General features: G+C 49.7%; 16 protein-coding genes. All 16 read left to right on the top strand.

The genetic code is table 11. The features are described 5' to 3' along the window. Window positions 1-7 precede the first annotated feature (7 nt). A complete protein-coding gene (locus ACO0K4_RS06100; protein ID WP_422955729.1) occupies window positions 8-3,199 on the top strand; it encodes an EAL domain-containing protein in 3,192 nt (1,063 codons plus the stop codon). 597 nt (window positions 3,200-3,796) lie between these two features. Next, entirely contained in the window at window positions 3,797-4,225 is a 429-nt protein-coding gene (gene mraZ / locus ACO0K4_RS06095) for a division/cell wall cluster transcriptional repressor MraZ (protein WP_422955728.1), read from the top strand. A gap of 7 nt (window positions 4,226-4,232) precedes the next feature. Beyond that, on the top strand, window positions 4,233-5,192 hold the full coding sequence (gene rsmH, locus ACO0K4_RS06090; RefSeq protein WP_422955727.1) for a 16S rRNA (cytosine(1402)-N(4))-methyltransferase RsmH: 960 nt from the start codon (window positions 4,233-4,235) through the stop codon (window positions 5,190-5,192). Next, entirely contained in the window at window positions 5,189-5,464 is a 276-nt protein-coding gene (gene ftsL, locus ACO0K4_RS06085) for a cell division protein FtsL (RefSeq protein WP_422955726.1), read from the top strand. The genes rsmH and ftsL overlap by 4 nt, the downstream gene beginning before the upstream one ends. Window positions 5,465-5,478: 14 nt before the next feature. Further along, complete coding sequence (locus ACO0K4_RS06080; protein WP_422955867.1) at window positions 5,479-7,224, top strand: peptidoglycan D,D-transpeptidase FtsI family protein; 1,746 nt, start codon at window positions 5,479-5,481, stop codon at window positions 7,222-7,224. Further along, a complete protein-coding gene (locus ACO0K4_RS06075; protein WP_422955725.1) occupies window positions 7,224-8,786 on the top strand; it encodes a UDP-N-acetylmuramoyl-L-alanyl-D-glutamate--2,6-diaminopimelate ligase in 1,563 nt (520 codons plus the stop codon). The genes ACO0K4_RS06080 and ACO0K4_RS06075 overlap by 1 nt, the downstream gene beginning before the upstream one ends. Then, the gene (locus tag ACO0K4_RS06070) at window positions 8,786-10,195 is read left to right on the top strand and encodes a UDP-N-acetylmuramoyl-tripeptide--D-alanyl-D-alanine ligase (RefSeq protein ID WP_422955724.1); all 1,410 of its coding nucleotides are present in this window, start codon (window positions 8,786-8,788) and stop codon (window positions 10,193-10,195) included. The genes ACO0K4_RS06075 and ACO0K4_RS06070 overlap by 1 nt, the downstream gene beginning before the upstream one ends. A gap of 1 nt (window position 10,196) precedes the next feature. Continuing rightward, window positions 10,197-11,366 (top strand): phospho-N-acetylmuramoyl-pentapeptide-transferase, encoded by a 1,170-nt coding sequence (mraY, locus tag ACO0K4_RS06065; RefSeq protein ID WP_422955723.1) that lies wholly within the window; start codon window positions 10,197-10,199, stop codon window positions 11,364-11,366. Between the two features lie 94 nt (window positions 11,367-11,460). Then, the gene (murD, locus tag ACO0K4_RS06060) at window positions 11,461-13,014 is read left to right on the top strand and encodes a UDP-N-acetylmuramoyl-L-alanine--D-glutamate ligase (RefSeq protein WP_422955722.1); all 1,554 of its coding nucleotides are present in this window, start codon (window positions 11,461-11,463) and stop codon (window positions 13,012-13,014) included. 98 nt (window positions 13,015-13,112) lie between these two features. Next, the gene (gene ftsW / locus ACO0K4_RS06055) at window positions 13,113-14,246 is read left to right on the top strand and encodes a putative lipid II flippase FtsW (RefSeq protein ID WP_422955866.1); all 1,134 of its coding nucleotides are present in this window, start codon (window positions 13,113-13,115) and stop codon (window positions 14,244-14,246) included. Further along, complete coding sequence (murG, locus tag ACO0K4_RS06050) at window positions 14,243-15,337, top strand: undecaprenyldiphospho-muramoylpentapeptide beta-N-acetylglucosaminyltransferase (RefSeq protein ID WP_422955721.1); 1,095 nt, start codon at window positions 14,243-14,245, stop codon at window positions 15,335-15,337. Before ftsW ends, murG begins: the two co-directional genes overlap by 4 nt. Window positions 15,338-15,372: 35 nt before the next feature. Next, window positions 15,373-16,779 carry a UDP-N-acetylmuramate--L-alanine ligase gene (gene murC, locus ACO0K4_RS06045; RefSeq protein ID WP_422955720.1) on the top strand — a complete coding sequence of 469 codons (1,407 nt, stop codon included), beginning with the start codon at window positions 15,373-15,375 and terminating at the stop codon, window positions 16,777-16,779. A gap of 151 nt (window positions 16,780-16,930) precedes the next feature. Continuing rightward, window positions 16,931-17,905, top strand: coding sequence for a D-alanine--D-alanine ligase (locus tag ACO0K4_RS06040; protein ID WP_422955719.1), 975 nt, complete (start codon window positions 16,931-16,933; stop codon window positions 17,903-17,905). A gap of 3 nt (window positions 17,906-17,908) precedes the next feature. Continuing rightward, complete coding sequence (locus ACO0K4_RS06035) at window positions 17,909-18,688, top strand: cell division protein FtsQ/DivIB (protein ID WP_422955718.1); 780 nt, start codon at window positions 17,909-17,911, stop codon at window positions 18,686-18,688. A gap of 4 nt (window positions 18,689-18,692) precedes the next feature. Further along, window positions 18,693-19,925, top strand: a complete 1,233-nt coding sequence (ftsA, locus tag ACO0K4_RS06030; protein ID WP_422955717.1) for a cell division protein FtsA — start codon at window positions 18,693-18,695, stop codon at window positions 19,923-19,925. Window positions 19,926-20,070: 145 nt separating this feature from the next. After that, on the top strand, window positions 20,071-21,267 hold the full coding sequence (gene ftsZ / locus ACO0K4_RS06025; protein WP_422955865.1) for a cell division protein FtsZ: 1,197 nt from the start codon (window positions 20,071-20,073) through the stop codon (window positions 21,265-21,267). Window positions 21,268-21,347: the final 80 nt, after the last annotated feature.

Raw genomic sequence — 21,347 nt, 5'->3', positions numbered from 1 at the left:
GTAGCGCATGGAGAGAAAAGCAAGTAATCGTCAATGGCATGATTTGCCGACGCTGGCTTTTTTGGTGTTTGTCAGTTTGATTGTGGTCGCGATCATGGCGCAGACCTGGTGGTCGATTGTTCAGGATCGGCAGTTAACGCTTGCCGGTGCACAAGAAAATAGCTATTTAACTGTGCGGATTCTGGAGGAGCATGCCAATCGTATCCTGCATGACGCCAGCCGTGCTATCAATGCCGCTGCGGAAGAAATCCAAAGCGATATGGAGCCGGCGCCACACGACGAAGCGGATGTCCGTAAAATCCTGATCAATCAGAGGCAGGATTCTCCTTTTTTGCAATCGCTTTCCATTATCGATACCAAAGGCATCTTGTGGGGCACCTCATTCCAATATCCGGCCGAACCTCAAAATATGCGCAGTGTTCCGTATGTCAGGGAGTTGCTGGACCATCCGGAGAATCATGAGATCGCTACGGGTAAGCCGATGCAGTTGCCTGCCTCCAGTCGCTGGGTATTGCCGGTAGCGAAAAATATTTTTAATCAGCATGGCCAGCATGTCGGCATTTTGCAGGCGTATATCGGTTTGGGCTATCTGCGCGAGTTTTATGAGCGTCTGGCAAGAGATGGCGGCGCTGTCATCTCTCTGCATGATGATCAGGGCAATATGTACATCCGTGCCCCCAACGATCCCGAGTACCTTGAACTCAATGTCGCCAACTCCTTGCTGGCAAATAAGATTCGCTCAAATACGGTAGAGGGAAGTGTTCAGGCTGGTCCTTTAACTGGCGGTGATGCGCAGTTGATTTATACCTACCGTAAGACCATGGATTTTCCTATTGTTCTGGTTTACGCCAAAGACGTGGATACGATTCTGGCAAACTGGTGGGACCGCACCAGACAAAAACTAATTTTTACGATATTGACGATTATTTGCATCCTGACTTTTGTTTTTTTATTGATAGGAAAAATTCGTCGTCTACGTGGTTCGTCCGAGGAGCTGAGTGCGAGTGAAAACCGGTACCGGATGTTGTTCCAGGATGCCGAAGACACGATTCTGCTGATTAACCGCGACTACATCTATGTTGACTGCAATGCGGCTGCACTGGAGATGTTTGGCGTAGCCGATCGCACCGAATTACTGGGCAAGCGGGCTGGCCGTTACTCACCTGAGATCCAGCCGGTCAGGCATTTACCAAGCTTGCAGAGAGACCGTCTTATCGAGACTCTGGTGGACGCAGCGTTCAATGGAGAGGTGCAGCACTTTGACTGGATCGTGACACGCAAAGGTATTTTGCTGTATAGCGAAGTGACGATGAGTAGAGTTGAGATCGGTGATGAGAGCCTGATCTTCTGTGTGATGCGCGATGTCAGTGCCAGAAAATCGGTAGAGCTGCTACTCGAAGGACAAAATCAATTATTACAATTGATTGCGACCAGTGAGGACATGCTGATTATTCTAGAGTCGATTTGTCAATTTGCCGAAAAGTTGTCGCCAAACTGGTGTTGCGGGATTCAGTTACTGGGAAATGAGCAGCATAGTTTTGCTATGTCGGTTGGTAAAAATTTCCCGGAGGTGCTGAGATCTCAGTTGAATGGCATGTCCGTTACTTTTGGTAATGGTGTCTGGAGTGAAGCAATTTTAAATGCATCGCCAGTATGGATAAGTAAGCCGCAAGAATCGACATCGATGCAGTTTGTTAATCAGCTTGAGATGTTGACGGAATTTCCCAGTTGCGGTGCCTGGCCGATTATGGGAAAAAAAGGTCAGTTGCTGGGTAGCTTCACTTTATTTTCTTATTCTGCGGATGCGTTGGACGAGCAACATTTTAAATTAATCGGTATTACGACAGATATTGCGAGTATCGCGATTGAAGGTCGCCGTTCGGAAGATAAGATACTCAAACTGGCGCATTATGATGAACTGACTGGATTACCTAATCGGTTTTTATATAGCCAGCATTTAAGTAAATCTCTTGCACATGCCGAGCGCAATCGCAGTCGCCTTGCTGTCTTTTTCCTGGATCTGGATCGCTTTAAAAATATTAACGATACCTTCGGGCATGATGAAGGTGACACCGTGCTGCGTAATATTGCACAGCGTTTCAAACAATGCTTGCGTGAATCGGACATTATTGCCCGCGTCGGCGGCGACGAATTTATTTTGCTGATTGATCAGTTCAGTGATCCGAAAGATTTGGGTGACATCGCTGATAAGCTCTTGTTTGAGGCGTCTTATCCGTTTGATCTGCATGGGCAGGAATGTCAGTTGAGCGCCAGTATCGGGATCGCGACTTTTCCCGATGACGGACGTGATCCGCAAACTTTGCTTAAGAATGCGGATATCGCGATGTATCGTGCCAAGAACAAAGGCAAGGATAACTATCAGTTTTACGCATCTGAAATGAATGTACATACGGTCGAACGCCTGGCATTTGAAGCGAGACTCAGACGTGCGCTGGAGCGGCGTGAGTTTGTTGTGTATTACCAGCCTAAAGTGAATGTTGCGTCGGGCAGAATCGTCGGTGCCGAGGCGCTGGTACGCTGGAATCATCCTGAGCGTGGCATTCTTTTCCCCGGGGATTTTATTACGCTGGCAGAAGAGGCTGGCCTGATCGCCCGCCTCGGGATGCTGGTGCTGGATATCGCCTGCCGTGATGTGCTGGCGTTCCGTGCTGCAGATAAGTCCTTTGGCAGGGTCGCCATCAATTTATCAGGGGCGCAGTTCAATGATGTGCATCTGCTGGAAGAAGTGAAAAGCGTGGTCGATTTCTGGCGGGTGCATCCCAGCTGGATAGAGTTTGAAATCACTGAGAGTATGGTGATGCATAACCGCGACCAGGCGATTGTCCTGATGGACGGCTTGAAAGAAGCCGGCTTTACATTGTCCATCGATGATTTTGGGACGGGTTATTCATCCCTGGCTTACCTGAAGCGTTTCCCTGTGGATAGCGTCAAAGTTGATCGATCCTTCATTAAGGATATCCCAGGTGATCCGAACGACACGGCGATTGTACTGGCAATTGTGGCGATGGCGCACACCCTGAGCCTGAAGGTCATCGCCGAAGGGGTAGAGACCGAATTGCAATTAGAGACGTTGCAGGCCAATCGCTGTGATGAATACCAAGGTTTTTATTTTAGTAAAGCGGTCCCTGAGAGCGAATTTTTGCAGCTGTTACAACGTCAATATGTGGCGGAGACGTAATAAGAGCAGGTTTGTGCGTAATTTGTCCTTCATCTTTATCCTTCATTGCTTATCGCTTATTTCACGTTTCCTTCACGTTTCCCTCAAGTTTCTCTGGCAATTCTGCCTCTGCTTAGCCGATTTTTCTCACATACTGCCTGGATTTAGCTCAAGTCATTTGCACTTGGGCTGGCGACGCTTTTTGTCCTTTGCATGCTTCCGACATTTCTCTGACACTCTTTTGGTCAATCAATATTTCTATATGGCATCGGCATTCAGGCGTTAGTGGGGACTTACATTTTCTTCGTGGTCATGGGAGGTAAGGTATTTTCAAGCAAAGTGTTTTTTCACGAAACACATGGGTATATATGAGGAGCTACTTTCAGTATGCATCGTAAGTGCCTAATTTATTGGAATATTCTTCTTTTTATTGCTTGAGGAGTCTGCGCTAAGTCCTTGACTTCATTAAAGAATTTCACATTTTCACTCCTGAATTCGCTTGACCCGGCTTAACTGATCCTCTAAAGTGGGCAATAGTGTGAAAAAGTGTATTTTTGTGGTGAATATTTTTTATTTCCATGAAAAAATAATTCTCAAGTTCAGGGTAAAAGGCATAGCGTGTTCCAAGGGGCGTCCTCACTTAATCTCGATGCAAAAGGCAGAATGACTGTGCCTTCCCGGCATCGCGACGCCCTGAGCTTGCAATGTGAAGGGCGCATTACCCTGACCCGCCATCCAGATGGTTGTCTCCTGCTTTTCCCTCGTCCTACCTGGGAAGCGCATCGCGAAAAAATCGCCGCCTGGCCGATTCAGGCACGTGACTGGAAACGTATTTTTCTTGGCAATGCGTCTGATGTCGAGATGGATGGCGCGGGTCGCATTTTGGTGGCGCCGGAATTACGTAGCGCCGTCAGCATGCAACGCGATGTAATGTTGCTTGGCATGGGTACGCATTTCGAAATATGGGATGCAGCACGACTTGCTGAAAATGAGGCGAAAGCCATCGCCAGCGGTGCGCCTGATGCGCTCAGCAATTTCTCCTTCTGAGCGGCACATGATAGATAGTCCAGCGCAAGAGTTAACACACCAGACGGTGTTGTTGAACGAGGCCGTCGATGCACTTGATCTGAGTGGCGATCGCGCTGCCAGTATCGTGGTCGATGGCACGTTCGGCCGCGGTGGTCATAGCCGCAAAATCTTAGAGCATCTCAATCCTTCCGGTCGTCTGATTGCTTTTGATAAAGACACTCAGGCCATCGCCAATGCGCAGCAAATTCATGATCCTCGCTTTGTCATCGTGCATGATAGTTTTGCCACGATGGCGGACGCATTAGCAGAGATGGGGATTGCCAGTGTCAACGGTATTTTGATGGATCTGGGGATTTCTTCGCCTCAGGTGGATGATGCTGCACGTGGCTTTAGTTTCCGAGCCGATGGTCCGCTGGATATGCGCATGGATACCACGCGTGGTATTTCGGCAGCAGAGTGGCTGGCGACCGAAGATGAACAAAAAATCAGGGAGGTTATAAAAAATTATGGGGAAGAACGGTTTGCTTTTCAGATTGCAAAGGCGATTGTTGCTCGCCGGGCGATCGAGCCCATTTCAAGTACTCGACAACTTGCCGAGATCGTCGCAAACACCGTCAAAACTCGCGAGAAGGGCAAAGACCCGGCAACTCGCACCTTTCAGGCTATACGGATTTTCATCAATAAGGAATTGGAAGATCTCGAAATAGGATTGGCGGGTGCTTATGAGCGTCTGGCACCATATGGCCGGATGTCGGTGATTAGCTTCCACTCACTGGAAGACAGGATCGTCAAACAATTCTTTGCATCGAAAGTGACGCTGACCCAGCCGGATCGTCGCTTGCCAATCCGCTCAGTTGATTTGCCGCAGCCAGAGATGCGCCTGATTGCCAAGATCAAGCCATCGGATGCAGAGGTCGCGGCGAACCCGCGAGCACGTTCTGCGATCCTGCGCGTAGCGGAACGTTTGCCGGGAGTGGTGCGGTGAGTACGCGACTGAATTTTTTACTCGGCGTGATTCTGATGTTATGTGCGCTGTCTCTGATTAACTCTCAATATCAGGCACGTCGGCTGTTCATCGAGCTAGAGCGTGCGCAAACGCAAAGTCGTCAATATGAATTACAGTGGACGCAACTCAAGCTGGATCAGTCCACATTCGGGAAACATTCTCGTATCGAGGCGAACGCCAGCAAAGAGCTGAACATGGTGCCGGTGACGCCTGATCGCACCCAATATTTGACTGCGGTGGGGACAAAGTGAGTCGCGCTTCCACTATGTCACGCACCGCTGCTGCTAAAGGCGTTCCCTTCTCCTCAAGCCCGTTACTGGCGGTGAAGTTGCCGGTATGGCGCTCGCGTCTGGTGCTATTCTTCTTATTCGCTGCATTTCTGGCGCTGATTACGCGCGCCTTGTGGCTGCAGGGAATGAGTACCGAATTTTTACAAAAACAAGGTGCGAGTCGCTATGCCCGCACGCTAGAGTTGCCAGCGACACGCGGCCGTATTACCGACAGGAATGGACAGGTACTTGCGTCATCCGTGCCTGTTAAAGCGATCTGGGCAATTCCTGACGATGTTCTGGAAGCGCCAAAAGAGAAGCTGCGTCAGCTTGCTGCTTTACTCGATATGCCTGAATCCGAATTGCGCAAAAAACTGGATTCCGACCGCCAGTTCGTCTACCTGAAACGTCAGGTCGAGGCTGATGTCGCGGAAAAAATCGTAGCGCTGGGTATCAACGGTATTGAAACGCGTAAAGAATATAAACGCTTCTACCCGGAGGGCGAGGTCATGGCCCACGTAGTAGGTTTTACGAATGTGGAAGACATCGGTCAGGAAGGTATTGAGCTGGCGTCGGAAAAAAATCTTGCGGGCAAGACAGGCAATCGCCGTGTCATTAAAGATCGCCTTGGCCGCATCGTCGAAGATATCGAATCGATCCGTGAGCCGCATGATGGCAAAGATTTAACTCTCTCTATTGATAGTAAGGTGCAGTACATTGCCTATACGCATTTGAAAGAGGCTGTAGAAAAGCATAAAGCCAAAGCCGGTGGCGCAGTTGTCCTGGATGTGAAAACCGGCGAGGTGCTGGCACTGGTTAATTTGCCTTCGTATAACCCGAATGACCGCTCAGTATTGACGGGTGCGCAATTGCGCAATCGTGTCATGACCGACACTTTTGAGCCTGGCTCGACGATGAAGCCATTCACCGTCGCATTGGCCCTGGAGACTGGTCGGGTTACGCCGGATACGCCAATCCAGACAGCGCCAGGCAGCATGACGATTGGCACGGCGACTATCCATGATGCGCATAAACAGGGCGTACTGACTGTCGCCCAGGTCATACAAAAATCATCGAATATCGGTACGGTAAAAATGGCATTACAAATGCCGCCACAAGAAATGTGGGAAATGTTCACGACTGTTGGTTTCGGTCAGCAGCCAAAATTTGGCTTTCCCGGTGCGGTTGCCGGGCGTTTGCGTAACTTTAAGACCTGGCGTCCGATTGAGCAGGCGACCATGAGTTATGGGCATGGTGTTTCTGTGTCGTTGATCCAGATGGCACGGGCTTATATGATTTTTGCCCGTAACGGGGACATGATTCCTTTGACGTTTCAGAAATCATCGGATCAGCCCGTCGGCCATCGTGTGATTTCGGAAAAAACTGCCCAGCAATTACGCATGATGATGGAGACCGTGACAGAGCCTGGCGGCACCGCTACTCAGGCGCGTATCGCCGGCTATCGTGTGGCGGGTAAAACCGGTACCGCGCACAAGATCGAAGGCGGTAAGTATGTGAATAAATACGTCGGTGACTTCGTCGGTTTTGCGCCGGTATCGAATCCCCGTGTCATCGTTGCCGTCATGATCGATGAGCCGACAACTGGTGGCTACTACGGTGGCACAGTCGCTGCACCAGTATTCGCCGCGATTACTGCGAATATTTTACGTTCGATGAACGTTCCCCCAGATTCCAGTGTCCTCAACATTATTCCTGACAACAGTGTGCAGGAGAGTATGTGATGACCAAGCATAAAGAACCAATGACAGAAATTTTAAAATGGCTGCGTCAGCTTCCAGCCGTAACACCGCGTTCGCACCTGAGTTCAGATTCTCGTGCGATCGCCAAGGGCGATGTGTTTTTTGCCTTCCCTATCAGTGGTGCTCATGGGGTGAGTGGTGACGGTCGTCACCACATTCAAAGCGCAATTGATAATGGTGCCGTTGCAGTCGTCTACGAATCTAATAATTTTTCCTGGGATATGAGTTTGGCTGTCCCACATCTTGCAGTAACCGGATTGCAGGATCAACTCGGTCCGGTTGCGAATGCCTGGTATGCCGAGCCTGACCATGACATGCTGACGATCGCAGTTACTGGCACTAACGGGAAAACCTCTTGCTCGCAATGGCTGGCAAAGGCGCTGTCACTGACGGGTAAAACCAGTGCGGTCATCGGTACTCTGGGTGTCGGCAATTATAGAGACGGTGCACTGGCGAATCTGGTTGAGACTGGCTTTACAACGCCTGATGCAATACAGCTGCAACGCCGGCTGGCAGATTTACGTGATGCAGGAGCAAAAGCCCTGGCGATCGAAGCATCGTCGATAGGCTTACATCAAGGTCGTTTGAACGGTTTACATTTTGACGTCGCTTTGCTGACGAACCTGACTCGTGATCACCTCGATTATCACGGCGACATGAATGCTTACGCGGCAGCTAAAACAGCCTTGTTCGACTGGCCTGATTTAGGTGTTGCCGTACTTAATCTGGACGACGCTTATGGCCTCGAACTGATACAGCATCTGAAAGCGAATGAGCCAGCCAAGCGAGTAAAGACCCGTGTGCTTGCTTACAGTCTTGAGCAAAAACAGCATGATGCTGCTGAGGTTATTTATGCCAGCAACATCCGCACTCACCATGCGGGAACCAGCTTCCATGTTGATTCTCCGTTCGGATCCGGACAGGTAAAGACGCAGATGATCGGTCGCTTCAATGTTAGTAATGTCCTCGGCGTATTGAGTGTGTTATTGGCAACGGGTGTGACCTGGAGCAAGGCACTGAGCGTGATTGAAAAACTGACCTCGGTTCCGGGACGTATGCAGCAATTGGGGACTGCCGGCCATGTGATGGTGGTGATCGACTATGCGCATACACCGGATGCGTTAGAAAAGACTATCCAGACTTTGTTGCAGGTGGCGGAAGAGCGTCATGGCGAATTGTGGTGTGTGTTTGGTTGTGGTGGTGACCGGGATCCGGGCAAGCGTCCGCAGATGGGCAAGATTGCCGAACAGGCACATCATGCTGTCGTCACCAGTGATAATCCGCGAACAGAAAGCCCTGCCGGCATCATTGCTCAGATACTTCAGGGAATGAGTGGTACGCCGCATGCAATCGAAGACCGGGCATCTGCAATTCTGTATGCGATCAAACATGCGGGCAACAATGATGTTGTCCTGCTCGCAGGTAAGGGGCACGAGAGCTATCAAGACATTAATGGCAAAAAATGGCCATTTTCAGATGAAGAACACGCAGCCCTGGCATTGGCAACCGTTGCTACCAGCGGCAATATGAAGAGGAGTAGCTGATGCAGGTAACTCTTCAACAATTATGTGCCGTAGTGAGTCATGCACGTTTGCACAGCACGGTTACGAGCGATGCAGACAATGTCGTGCTGACAGGATTAACGACTGACAGCCGTAAAGTGATGGCGGGCGATTTGTTTGTTGCTTTGCGCGGGGAACATTTCGATGCACATGATTTTTTGACGGATGTCGTGGTAAGAGGTGCTGTTGCCGTTGTGGCCGAACACGTGCCGGCGGATCTGGGTGTGCCTGCACTGATCGTACCAAACACTTTATTGGCATTGCAGGAAATCGCCCGTTACTGGCGGCAGCAATTTAGCTTGCCTGTCATCGCGGTCACAGGCAGTAACGGTAAGACTACTGTAAAGGAAATGATCGCTTCGATTTTGACTGCCTATGTCGGCGAAGAACATTCGCTTGCGACCAGCGGCAATCTGAATAATGAGATCGGCGTACCTTTGACGGTATTGCGTTTGAATAAGGCGCATCAGGCCGCTGTGTTCGAACTCGGTATGAATCATCCTGGTGAAATTGCAGTACTGGCGTCGGTGGCGCAAGCGACAGTAGCCATGGTCAATAATGCGCAGCGTGAGCATCAGGAATTCATGCAGACCGTGCAGGCAGTGGCTGAAGAAAATGGAACTGTGTTACGGCAGTTACCCGCCAATGGCGTCGCCGTATTTCCGGCAGACGATACTTACTCGGATTTATGGCGTGCTTATGCAGCTGAGACTGGACAACGCAAGATCGTGACATTCGGCTTGAGCGCAGACGCCGATGTCAGCGCGACTTATCAGGTACAAAGTGTCGGTAGTGATTTTGGTAGTGAACTACAGATGCGTATTGGCGGCAGTGACATCACCATCAAGCTTGCCGCAGTCGGAGTTCATAACGTACGTAATGCGCTAGCCGCCGCAGCTTGCTGCCACAGTATTGGTGTGCCGAACGAGGTGATTGCTACAGGCTTGCAAGCGTTTAGTCCCGTCAACGGGCGTTTGCAAAGTAAGCAAGCCCATAACAATGCACGCATTATTGATGACACGTACAACGCAAATCCGGATTCGGTGCGAGCCGCAATCGATGTGCTGGCACCCGCGACACAATCGAGCGTCTTAGTGCTTGGCGATATGGGTGAGGTTGGTGATGATGGCGTCGCTTTTCATGAAGAAATTGGACATTACGCCCATGAGCGCGGCATTGCGCAGTTGCTGACGCTAGGTGAATTGGCACAACACACGGCCCAGGCTTATGGCGCTGGTGCGCAACACTTTTCTGATGTGGCTGAACTGTGTTCCGCGCTTGATGTCGCGATTGACAGCAATAGCACCATCCTGATCAAGGGTTCCCGTTTCATGAAAATGGAACGCGTCGTTGCCCATCTGACTAAACAACAATCAATAGGAAGTCATTAACATGTTGCTTTGGTTAGCACAATTTTTCAAACAAGATTTTGGCCTTTTGCGGGTCTTTGGATTTATTACTTTTCGCGCAGTGTTCGCAACTCTGACAGCGATCTCTATCGGTATTTTTGCTGGTCCCGCGGTGATTCGCATGCTGACCCGTCTGAAGGTCGGTCAGGCAGTACGCACCGATGGTCCGCAAACACATCTGATTAAATCGGGCACACCGACGATGGGTGGCGTACTGATTTTGATTTCTATCGGTATCTCGACTTTGTTGTGGGCGGATCTGAGTAATCGCTTTGTATGGATTGTCTTGATCGTGACTCTGGGGTTTGGCGCAATTGGCTGGGCGGATGATTACCGCAAAGTAGTTTATAAAGATCCGGAAGGAATGCGCTCCAGAGAGAAATATTTCTGGCAATCAGTGATCGGGATTATTGCCGCCTTTTATCTCGCATTTACCGTATCAGCTCCATCGAATACGAAAGTGCTGGAATTATTCATCGCCTGGGTGCAATCCGGTTTCAGTATGGATCTGCCACCGAAAGCCGATCTGATTGTGCCGTTCTTTAAATCGATCAGCTATCCCCTGGGTGTATGGGGTTTTATCGGGCTGACTTACTGTGTCATTGTGGGCACCAGTAATGCCGTGAACTTTACCGATGGTCTTGATGGCCTGGCGATCATGCCGACGATTATGGTCGGTTCTGCACTGGGCTTATTTGCGTACCTGACGGGTAACGTCGGCTACGCTAAATATCTGTTGATACCGCACATACCCGGTGCCGGTGAGTTATTAATTTTCTGCGGTGCCATGGCAGGTGCCGGTTTAGCTTTCCTTTGGTTTAATGCCCATCCTGCACAGGTCTTTATGGGGGACGTTGGCGCGTTGGCATTGGGTGGCGCACTTGGTACGGTTGCTGTGATTGTCCGTCAGGAAATCGTCCTGTTCATTATGGGCGGTATTTTTGTGGTGGAAACTGTATCGATTATTTTGCAAGTCGGCTACTTTAAATTTACCAAGAAGCGCTACGGAGTTGGTCGCAGATTGTTTTTGATGGCGCCCCTGCATCATCATTTTGAACAAAAGGGCTGGAAAGAAACGCAGGTTGTTGTGCGTTTCTGGATTATTTCGATGATGTTGGTTCTGGTCGGTTTGTCTTCACTCAAGTTACGTTAGCCTTGGCTGAAACGGTAACTGATCCGGCGCATCATGAAGTACAGAATTAGTAAAAAATAGAAGCAAAATTAGCGACATAATTAAAAAGAGCACCATGAATTTTTCTGGCAAACACGTGTTGGTATTAGGTCTGGGCGAGAGCGGTCTAGCTATGGCGCAATGGTTATTGCGTTGTGGTGCCCGTTTACGCATTGCCGATACCCGCGCCAAGCCGGATCGTCTCGAAATACTCAATGCCTTGTCGTCTGAGATTGAATTTGTCAGTGGTGAATTTACGCTGACTTTGCTAGATGGAATTGATGCGATTGCCGTTAGCCCAGGTTTGTCACCTCTGCGTGAAATGGCAAGTTTGTTACCCGAGGCAAAGCAAAAAAATATTCCGGTATGGGGTGAGATTGAGTTATTCGCACAAGCCTTGGCTGACTTAAAAGCAGAGCGTGATTACTCCCCGAAAATTATTGCGATCACAGGTACAAATGGCAAAACTACAGTAACTAGCCTGGTGGGTTTGCTGTGTGAACGTGCTGGTCTATCTACTAAAGTTGCTGGCAATATCAGTCCGGCTGTGCTCGATGTATTACGTGAAGAATTAGAGCGCGAAGCTTTATCACATGAAGGTCTGGAGTGCGGTGAGTTGCCGCAGGTCTGGGTGCTCGAATTATCGAGTTTCCAGTTACATACGACTTTTAGTCTTGAGCCAGATGTTGCGACGGTATTGAATATCACACAGGATCATCTGGACTGGCATGGCGATCTGGCTGCTTACTGTGCGGATAAGGCGCGCATTTTTGGCACGCAGGCGGTACAGGTGCTGAACCGTGATGATGCTCTGGTCATGGCGATGGCGCGTCCAGATACTAGTACGATCAGTTTTGGTATTTCTGCTCCAGAACATGCAAACGATCTGGGTTTGCTAAGCGAGCATGGCATGACCTGGCTGGCTGCAGCAGTTGCCAGCGAGGACGTCACGCCTGTAACAGGTCGTCGCAAGAAAAAAGAAGTTGAAGAAATCCCCTTCACGATTGCGCGCCTGATGCCGGTCGATGCATTAAAAATTCGCGGACAACACAATGCCTGTAATGTCCTCGCTGCGTTGGCGCTCTGTCGGGCGATTGGTTTATCGTTCGCGCCTTTGCTCCACGGCGTGCGTGAATATCAAGGCGAACCGCACCGTGTCGAAGTCGTGGCGACAATTGCTGGCGTCACCTATGTCGATGATAGCAAGGGGACGAATGTAGGCGCGACAGTCGCAGCCCTGAAAGGACTGGGCCAGGAGCTCAGTGCAGGTACGGACTTTAATAAGCGCATCATTCTGATCGCTGGTGGTGATGGCAAAGGACAAGATTTTTCTCCTTTAGCCTCTCAGGTTACGCAGTTTGCTAAAGCAGTTTTACTGATAGGCAAAGATGCCGAGGCAATTCGTCAGGCAATTCAGTTCAATAGTGAAATGATGCAGGATGCCATCATCAATTATGCAACGCTGGAATCGGCTGTGCAGGCAGCGGCTGCGCTGGCAAATGAGGGTGATGTCGTCTTGCTGTCACCTGCCTGCGCTAGTCTGGATATGTTCCGTAACTATGGGCATCGTGCACAGGTTTTCGTCGACGCAGTGAAAGAAATCGGCCTCTCCAGCGGTGAGGTGTTCTGATGAAGCAAGCCATTCTGTCACTCGCAGCATCGTCAAGTAAGTGGTTGCCATTTTCGGCAGAGCCAGCTGCTGCGGCACATTTGGCGAAACGCTCGACAATGATGGAATACGATCAGCCTCTGGTGTGGGTCACTTTGATTCTGATGGTATTCGGTATGGTTATGGTGTATTCCGCATCGATCTCACTGCCGGATTCACCTAAATATGCGAATTACAAAAACACCCATTTCCTGATGCGGCAGGCGATGTTTGTTGTCGTATCTCTGATCGCTGGATTATTTGTATTCAGGATTCGTATCTCAACCTGGCAAAAAATTGCGCCATATCTGTTTGTGGCGACCTTGATTCTGCTGATTGCCGTCCTGATTCCGGGACTCGGTAAAGGTGTGAATGGTGCCAAACGTTGGTTGTCTTTTAAAGTATTTAATTTGCAACCGTCCGAATTGATGAAGCTTTTTGTTGTTTTGTACGCCGCAGATTACACGGTTCGCAAACAGGAATATATGCATAAACTGACCAAAGGTTTTTTGCCGATGGCGGCCGCAGTTGGCGTGGTTGGCTTACTACTGCTACTGGAGCCGGATCTCGGTGCCTTTGGTGTGATCGTTTGTGTCGCCATGGGTATTTTGTTTTTGGGTGGTATCAATGGTATTTGGTTTGGTGGCATTGCGGCGACCCTGGTGGGAATTTTTAGTATGGTGATCATGTTGTCGCCGTGGCGTCGGGAGAGGATTTTCGCCTATCTCAGTCCATTTGATGATGACCATGCGCTGGGTAAGGCGTATCAATTGACGCATTCTCTGATTGCATTTGGTCGTGGTGAATTGTTTGGCGTTGGCCTTGGTGCGAGTGTCGAGAAATTGCATTATTTACCGGAGGCGCACACTGATTTTTTACTTGCCGTGATCGGTGAAGAGTTGGGTTTTGTCGGTGTTCTGACAGTAGTTCTGTTGTTTTACTGGATTCTGAAACGCGCGTTTGAAATTGGTCGTCAGGCGATTGCTCTTGACTTAACTTTTGCAGGCTTAACTGCGAAAGGTATTGGCATCTGGATCGGTGTTCAGGCTTTCATCAATATGGGAGTGAATCTGGGTTTGCTGCCGACAAAGGGTCTGACCTTGCCTTTGATGAGCTACGGTGGCTCCGGTGTCCTGATTAACTGTGTCGGTCTGGCGATCCTGCTGCGAATTGATTATGAAAACCGTGTCCTGATGCGCGGGGGACGGATATGAGTACCAAGAAATTATTGATTATGGCCGCAGGAACTGGTGGTCATATCTTCCCCGGTCTGGCCATTGCCGAAACGATGCAGGCGCGCGGCTGGCAAGTGTCTTGGCTTGGTACGACTACGGGAATGGAAAATCAGATTGTGCCTAAGCATGGTGTGACGATGGATACGATTGCTTTCTCAGGCATGCGTGGAAAAGGACTGCTGCATAGTCTGACTGGTGGATTTAAATTGCTAGCCAGTTTTTTCACGTGCTTGCGTATTGTAGGAAAGCGCCAACCTGATGTCGTGCTCGGCATGGGTGGCTATGTAACGGTGCCTGGCGGAGTGATGGCGGCGTTGCGTGGTAAACCTGTTGTGCTGATGAATGCCGATGCTGCTTTACTGTTGTCGAACAAATTATTGCGTCCGATTGCAAAGCGCGTCTTGTTTGGTCTGCCTTCCAGTGATCTCGCGCAAGATAAAAAAATTCAGGTGACGGGGAACCCGATTCGCAAGGAAATATGCGCCCTGGCAACGCCTGCAGAGCGTTATGCAAACAGAAGTGGCGCTTTAAAAATATTAATTGTTGGCGGTAGTCTTGGTGCGCAGGCCTTAAACGATAGCGTACCCGCCGCGTTGGCGTTGATTCCTGAACAGAACAGGCCACAAGTTACGCATCAGTCCGGAAAAAAACATATTGATGCTTTGCGTGCACGTTATGTGGCTGAGAACGTTGTAGCGGAAGTGCTGGATTTTATTGATGATATGCCGCGTCGCTACGCAGAAGCGGATCTGGTGATTTGCCGTGCCGGTGCAATCACGGTGTCTGAACTGACTGCCGCAGGCGTGGCAAGTATTCTGGTGCCTTTTGTCGCATCAAGTACCTCGCATCAAAAAGACAATGCGCAATGGATGGCGGAACAGAAGGCCGCTATTTATTTACCGCAAAGTGAATTAAGTGCAGCAACTCTGGCAGCAAAATTACAGAGCATGAGCAGAGCGCAGTGCTTGTCCATGGCTGAGACTGCATATGCATTAGGACAGCGTCAAGCCAACGACACTATTGCACAAGTATTAGAACAACTGGCGAGTACTAACGAGTTAGCGAGTTAGTAAGCTAGATGAGATCGACCTATGAAACATAAACTATGAAACATAAAGTTAAACATATTCACTTCGTCGGTATTGGCGGCTCCGGGATGAGCGGTATCGCAGAGGTATTGCTGAATCTGGGATATACGATTTCCGGATCTGACCTGGGGACAAATGCGGCATCACAGCGATTGGCAAATTTGGGTGCCAAGGTCATGCTCGGCCATGCAGCTGACAATATTGCCGGAGCCGATGCGATCGTCACTTCTACAGCCGTCAAGGCAGATAATCCAGAAGTCATCGCCGCCCGTGAAAAACATATACCTATCGTTCCGCGCGCAGTGATGCTGGCGGAACTGATGCGCCTGAAAAGTGGCATCGCAATTGCAGGTACCCATGGCAAGACAACGACCACTAGCTTGGTCGCTAGTATTTTAGCCGAGGGCGGTTTCGATCCTACTTATGTGATCGGTGGCCGTTTGAATAGCGCTGGCGCTAATGCCAAACTTGGTAGTGGTGATTTTATCGTTGCGGAAGCCGATGAATCCGACGCATCGTTCTTGAATTTATTACCGGTGATTGAAGTCATTACCAATATCGATGCCGACCATATGGAAACGTATGAGCATGATTTTAGTAAGTTGAAACAAGCATTTATTGAATTCACACAACGCTTACCGTTTTACGGCGTTGCGGTGTTGTGTCTCGACGATGTGCATGTGCGTGAAATCATGCCGTTTATTTCTAAACCCATCGTGACTTATGGTTTTCATGAGGAAGCTGATATCCGCGCTGTTGATGCAAAAGCCGTCGGTGGCGTAATGCAGTTCACGGTAATTCAGGATGGCTATGAAGCTATGCAGGTTAGCCTGAATCAACCCGGTATGCACAATGTACAAAATGCCTGCGCAGCGATTGCGATTGCACGTGAGGTCGGCGTGGCAGATGAGGCAACGCAAAAAGCATTGAGTGAATTTCATGGTGTTGGCCGTCGCTTCACGCGCTATGGCGAGATTAACTTAGCTGACGCCGATGGTAAGTCAGTAGGCAGCTTTGCGCTGGTCGATGACTATGGTCACCATCCGGTAGAGATGGCAGCAACACTTGCAGCTGCTCGCGGTGCTTATCCTGGTCGCCGCCTGGTACTGGCATTTCAGCCGCATCGATATACCCGTACCCGTGATTTATTTGAGGACTTCGTCAAAGTGATTTCAACTGCCGATGCGGTTGTTCTGGCTGAAGTCTATGCCGCCGGCGAAGCGCCGGTTGTCGCCGCTGACGGTCGTGCTCTGGCAAGAGCATTGCGTGTCACCGGTAAGGTAGAACCCGTGTTTGTCGAGGCAATACAAGATATGCCGGACAATATTTTGCATGTACTGAAAGATGGCGACGTATTAATCGTCATGGGAGCTGGATCGATCAGTGCTGTACCGGCCAAGCTGGCTAATGCCGGTGACAGGTAAGCTAAAAATCAGAATCAAATTTTAACCAGATCCGAATCAAAATCAATATACGCAGCACGCAGGCAGAATAAAAAACAGGCAAAAAAATAGTAATAGCAGGTCATATAAAAAACATTGAATCTACAGATTGAACTTAAGCAGAGATGCCGTCATGAATGACATTGAGAATGTAAAAGAATTAGGTAAGGTTGGCGTGCTGTTTGGCGGGCGTTCCGCTGAGCGCGAGGTATCAATGATGTCTGGTACTGGTGTGCTGGCAGCACTGCGAAGCAAAGGTGTTGATGCGCACGGGTTCGATACGGGTGAGCGCAGTCTGGCGGAATTGGCTGAGCAACAATTTGATCGCGTGTTTATCGCCTTGCATGGGCGCTTTGGCGAAGATGGTAGTTTGCAAGGTGTGCTGGAACAATTGGGTATCCCCTACACAGGCAGTGGCGTGATGGCGTCGGCGATTGCGATGGACAAGATTTTTACAAAAAAGATCTGGCAGAACCATCAATTAACTACCCCGGCTTATGAAGTGCTAAATGCCGAAACGGAATTGCGCCTGGTCCCTGATCGTTTGAATCTGCCTTTGATTTTGAAACCGCCGCATGAGGGATCGACAATAGGTATCACGAAGGTGAATGGCTATTCGGATATGCAGGAGGCGTATGCACTGGCAGCGCAGTTCGATGACGAAGTATTGGCTGAACAATTTATCGTAGGTCGTGAACTGACCGTTGCGATTCTTGGCACAGGTAAGCACGCATATGCCTTACCTATTATCGAGATCGTTGCGCCGGATGGCAACTACGATTATCAGAACAAATATTTCACCGACGATACGCAATATTTATGTCCCGCCCCTTTGGACGCAGGCTTGACGGCAAAAATACAAGCGATGTGTGTTGACGCTTATCGTGCCGTAAATTGCGAGGGCTGGGCGCGAGTTGATGTGTTATTGCGTAAACTTGATAACGAACCATTTTTGATTGAGATTAATACCTCACCTGGTATGACGGGGCACTCACTGGTGCCAATGGCTGCGCGCGCTGTCGGGATGAGTTATGAAGAATTATGCGTCACGATTTTGCGGTCGGCAAGATTGAAAATGTCCAAGGGCAGTAAAGAAGGTAATAAGTAAGTTATGTGGCAAGACATCAGGTCAATGAATGCAACAGCGAATGCTTTGTTCGGTGTTTTTATACTTGCATTGCTGATGTCAGGTATCTGGTGGGTAGTGCAGCGGCCGATGTTTACGCTGAAAGTGATCAGGGTTGAGGGTGTCGAACAAGCGGCTTTGCGGCATGTAAATGCGTTCACGATTCGTGATACGGCACTGCCAAAGATGCGCGGGAATTTTTTTACGACGAATCTGGACAATGTCAGGACGGCTTTTGAATCGGTACCTTGGGTAAGCAAAGCCAGTGTGCAGAGAGAATGGCCAAACAAACTGATCGTGACCCTGGAAGAACATCAGGCACTCGGTACCTGGGGTGAAGATGGTCGCTTGATGTCAGTCAAGGGCGATGTGTTTACTGCCAATCTGGCGGAAGCGGAAGAAGACGCCGAGTTGATTGCGTTTGCTGGACCAGAAGGTAGTGAAAAAGAAGTGCTGGCACGCTACCTCGATTTTAAGCAATGGTTTGCCAATATTAGTCTGGCACCTGAGGTCGTACAGTATTCAAGCCGTTATGCATGGAGTCTGAAATTAAATAACGGTATGAAGGTGGAGTTGGGCAGGTTGCAGGATGATCAGACTTTAAAGAATCGGGTCGATCGCTTGCTGACTGTGTACCCGCAGTTAGTCGCCAGTTTGCAGGACAGTATTGAAAGTGTGGATATGCGTTATCCCAATGGCCTTGCGCTGAAGTCCAGTCACAATGCCTTTGGAATTAATCCAAAGCTTAAGGTTAAACGAAAGTAAGTACATGACAAAAGATGCAAAAAACCTGATAGTCGGCCTCGATATTGGCACCTCCAAAATTGTTGCGGTGGTAGCCGAGGTGATGCCCGATGGTCGTCATGAAGTGATCGGCTTGGGTCAGCATGATTCCAAGGGCCTGAAAAAAGGTGTGGTCGTTAATATTGAAGCCACCGTCGAATCGATTCAGCGCGCTTTGGAAGAAGCTGAGCTGATGGCTGATTGCAAAATTCGTCATGTGTATACCGGCATTGCTGGCAGCCATATCCGCAGTTTTAATTCTAGCGGTATGGTGGCGATCAAGGACAAAGAAGTTACTGCTGCGGATGTTTCGCGCGTGATCGAGACGGCTAAAGCCGTCAATATTCCTACTGATCAGCAATTGCTGCATACCTTGCCACAAGAATTTATTGTCGATAGTCAGGACGATGTGCGCGAGCCGATAGGCATGAGCGGTATTCGTCTCGAAGTCAAAGTACATATCGTTACTGGTGCCGTGTCTGCGGTACAGAACATCGTCAAATGCGTACGTCGTTGTGGCCTTGAGGTCTCCGATCTGATACTGCAACCGATGGCTTCTGCTGAGGCAGTATTGACCAAAGATGAAAAAGAACTTGGGGTTGTGCTGATCGATATCGGCGGCGGTACTACCGACGTGGCGGTGTTTAGTGAAGGTGCGATTCGCCATACTGCGGTGATTCCTATTGCCGGTGATCAGATCACGAATGACATCGCGATGGCATTACGGACACCGACGTCCGAAGCGGAAGAAATCAAAATTCGTTTTGGTGTAGCGAAGCAGGTATTGGCTGATCCGTCTGATACGCTCGAAGTACCCGGCCTCGGTGATCGTGGTCCGCGCTCTTTATCCCGCCAGGCGCTGGCTGCTGTGATCGAACCGCGTGTTGAAGAATTATTCGCATTGGTTCATCAAGTCGTCCGTGAATCAGGATACGAGGATGTACTGTCATCCGGCATCGTTTTAACCGGTGGTTCAGCGATCATGCCAGGCATGGTTGAAATGGCAGAAGATATCTTTTTAAAACCAACGCGTTTGGGTATGCCGGTGTATTCCGGACAGTTAGCGGATGTCGTTCGCAGTCCTCGTTATGCGACAGTTTTAGGTTTGTTGTTGGAAGCGAAGAAGCAGTATATGCGCGGTCATATCGTCACACGGCAAGAAGGTTCTGCAAAAGCAGTGTGGCAGCGTATGAAAGAGTGGTTTTTAGGGAATTTTTAAGTGGTAATTGGTGTGAAAACTGTAGTGGAAATAGTAGTAATCATTTTATAATGTTCTTATCTGCAGTTATTAGTCGCTAGTCGTCACGCACATGCAGGAATCGTGATGATTATCGACTGAAAACTGCCTACCTAAAGGAGTCATGATGGAGTTCGATATGGTTGATAACGCTACCCAAGGCACCGTAATCAAGGTCGTGGGCGTAGGCGGCGCAGGCGGCAATGCTGTGCAGCACATGATTAATAAAGGTGTGGCAGGAGTTGAGTTCATCGCTGCTAACACTGACGCACAGGCTTTGTTGCAGTCCAAAGCACATAACGTGATTCAGATCGGTGAGACCGGTTTGGGCGCAGGCATGAAACCTGAAGTGGGTCGCCAGCTTGCAGAAGAATCACGCGCACGGATTGAAGATGCATTGCGTGGTTCGCACATGGTGTTTATCGCTGCCGGTATGGGCGGCGGGACTGGTACTGGTGCCGCACCCGTAGTCGCACAAGTGGCAAAAGAACTGGGTGCGTTAACCGTGGCCGTCGTATCCAAGCCATTTTCTTACGAAGGTAAAAAATGCATGGACATCGCCGACGAAGGGTTGGAAGCTTTGTCGCAGCACGTTGATTCACTGATCATCATCCTGAACGAAAAACTCGAAGAGATCTATGAAGACGACAGCATGATTGAATGGCTGCAACACGCCGACGATGTGTTGAACAATGCAGTTGCCGGTATCGCCGAAATCATCAATGTACCTGGTCACATCAACGTCGATTTTAACGACGTGAAAACCATTATGGGTGAACAAGGTAAAGCGATGATGGGTACGGCAACAGCATCCGGTGTTGATCGTGCGCGTATCGCTGCCGAGCAGGCAGTTGCTTCACCATTGTTGGACGGTATCGACTTGTCAGGCGCGCGCGGTGTCCTGGTCAATGTGACAGCCAGTCGTGGTCTCAAGGGTAAAGAGATCAAGGAAGTCATGGCGGCAGTTCGCGCATTCGCTGCACCAGATGCTTCGATTGCTCAAGGTATTGCGTATGACGATACGATGGGTGACGACATCCGCGTGACCGTCGTTGCAACCGGTCTGGGTCGTGGCAAGAAAAATATCCAGCTGGTACAAACACCGATGCTGCGTACCGGTACGCACAATGAACCCATGATGGCATCTCCAGTGATGGCGTCTGCTGCGACAACCACAACGGGTATAGCTGCGCCTGCGTTTGACGGTTTGAGCAAGCCAGCAGTATGGCGTCGTGAATCAGCCTCTGATACTGTGCGTGCTTTGGAAAAAAATGGAATGGAGACTTACGACATTCCCGCTTTCCTGCGTAAGCAAGCTGACTAAGATCCGTCGTATCTGAAGGTCAGTATCAAAAAAAACGCCAGCCTCTGTGCTGGCGTTTTGCTTTCTGCACGAAATAGCAG

The sequence above is a fragment of the Undibacterium sp. RuTC16W genome (assembly GCF_049339445.1).
In the GTDB taxonomy this organism is placed as follows: domain Bacteria; phylum Pseudomonadota; class Gammaproteobacteria; order Burkholderiales; family Burkholderiaceae_D; genus Undibacterium.
Note: the sequence above shows the minus strand (reverse complement) of the source record. Positions and strands in the feature narration are given on the sequence as shown.

What these genes read in the sequence shown, in the direction of transcription:
- ACO0K4_RS06070 (WP_422955724.1), top strand. Translation starts at nt 8,786, where the DNA reads ATGCAGGTAACTCTTCAACAATTATGTGCCGTAGTGAGTCATGCACGT.
- mraY (WP_422955723.1), top strand. Translation starts at nt 10,197, where the DNA reads ATGTTGCTTTGGTTAGCACAATTTTTCAAACAAGATTTTGGCCTTTTG.
- rsmH (WP_422955727.1), top strand. Translation starts at nt 4,233, where the DNA reads ATGATAGATAGTCCAGCGCAAGAGTTAACACACCAGACGGTGTTGTTG.
- ftsA (WP_422955717.1), top strand. Translation starts at nt 18,693, where the DNA reads ATGACAAAAGATGCAAAAAACCTGATAGTCGGCCTCGATATTGGCACC.
- ACO0K4_RS06040 (WP_422955719.1), top strand. Translation starts at nt 16,931, where the DNA reads ATGAATGACATTGAGAATGTAAAAGAATTAGGTAAGGTTGGCGTGCTG.
- murC (WP_422955720.1), top strand. Translation starts at nt 15,373, where the DNA reads ATGAAACATAAAGTTAAACATATTCACTTCGTCGGTATTGGCGGCTCC.
- ftsW (WP_422955866.1), top strand. Translation starts at nt 13,113, where the DNA reads ATGATGGAATACGATCAGCCTCTGGTGTGGGTCACTTTGATTCTGATG.
- ACO0K4_RS06075 (WP_422955725.1), top strand. Translation starts at nt 7,224, where the DNA reads ATGACCAAGCATAAAGAACCAATGACAGAAATTTTAAAATGGCTGCGT.
- murD (WP_422955722.1), top strand. Translation starts at nt 11,461, where the DNA reads ATGAATTTTTCTGGCAAACACGTGTTGGTATTAGGTCTGGGCGAGAGC.
- ACO0K4_RS06035 (WP_422955718.1), top strand. Translation starts at nt 17,909, where the DNA reads ATGTGGCAAGACATCAGGTCAATGAATGCAACAGCGAATGCTTTGTTC.
- murG (WP_422955721.1), top strand. Translation starts at nt 14,243, where the DNA reads ATGAGTACCAAGAAATTATTGATTATGGCCGCAGGAACTGGTGGTCAT.
- ftsZ (WP_422955865.1), top strand. Translation starts at nt 20,071, where the DNA reads ATGGAGTTCGATATGGTTGATAACGCTACCCAAGGCACCGTAATCAAG.
- ACO0K4_RS06100 (WP_422955729.1), top strand. Translation starts at nt 8, where the DNA reads ATGGAGAGAAAAGCAAGTAATCGTCAATGGCATGATTTGCCGACGCTG.
- ACO0K4_RS06080 (WP_422955867.1), top strand. Translation starts at nt 5,479, where the DNA reads ATGTCACGCACCGCTGCTGCTAAAGGCGTTCCCTTCTCCTCAAGCCCG.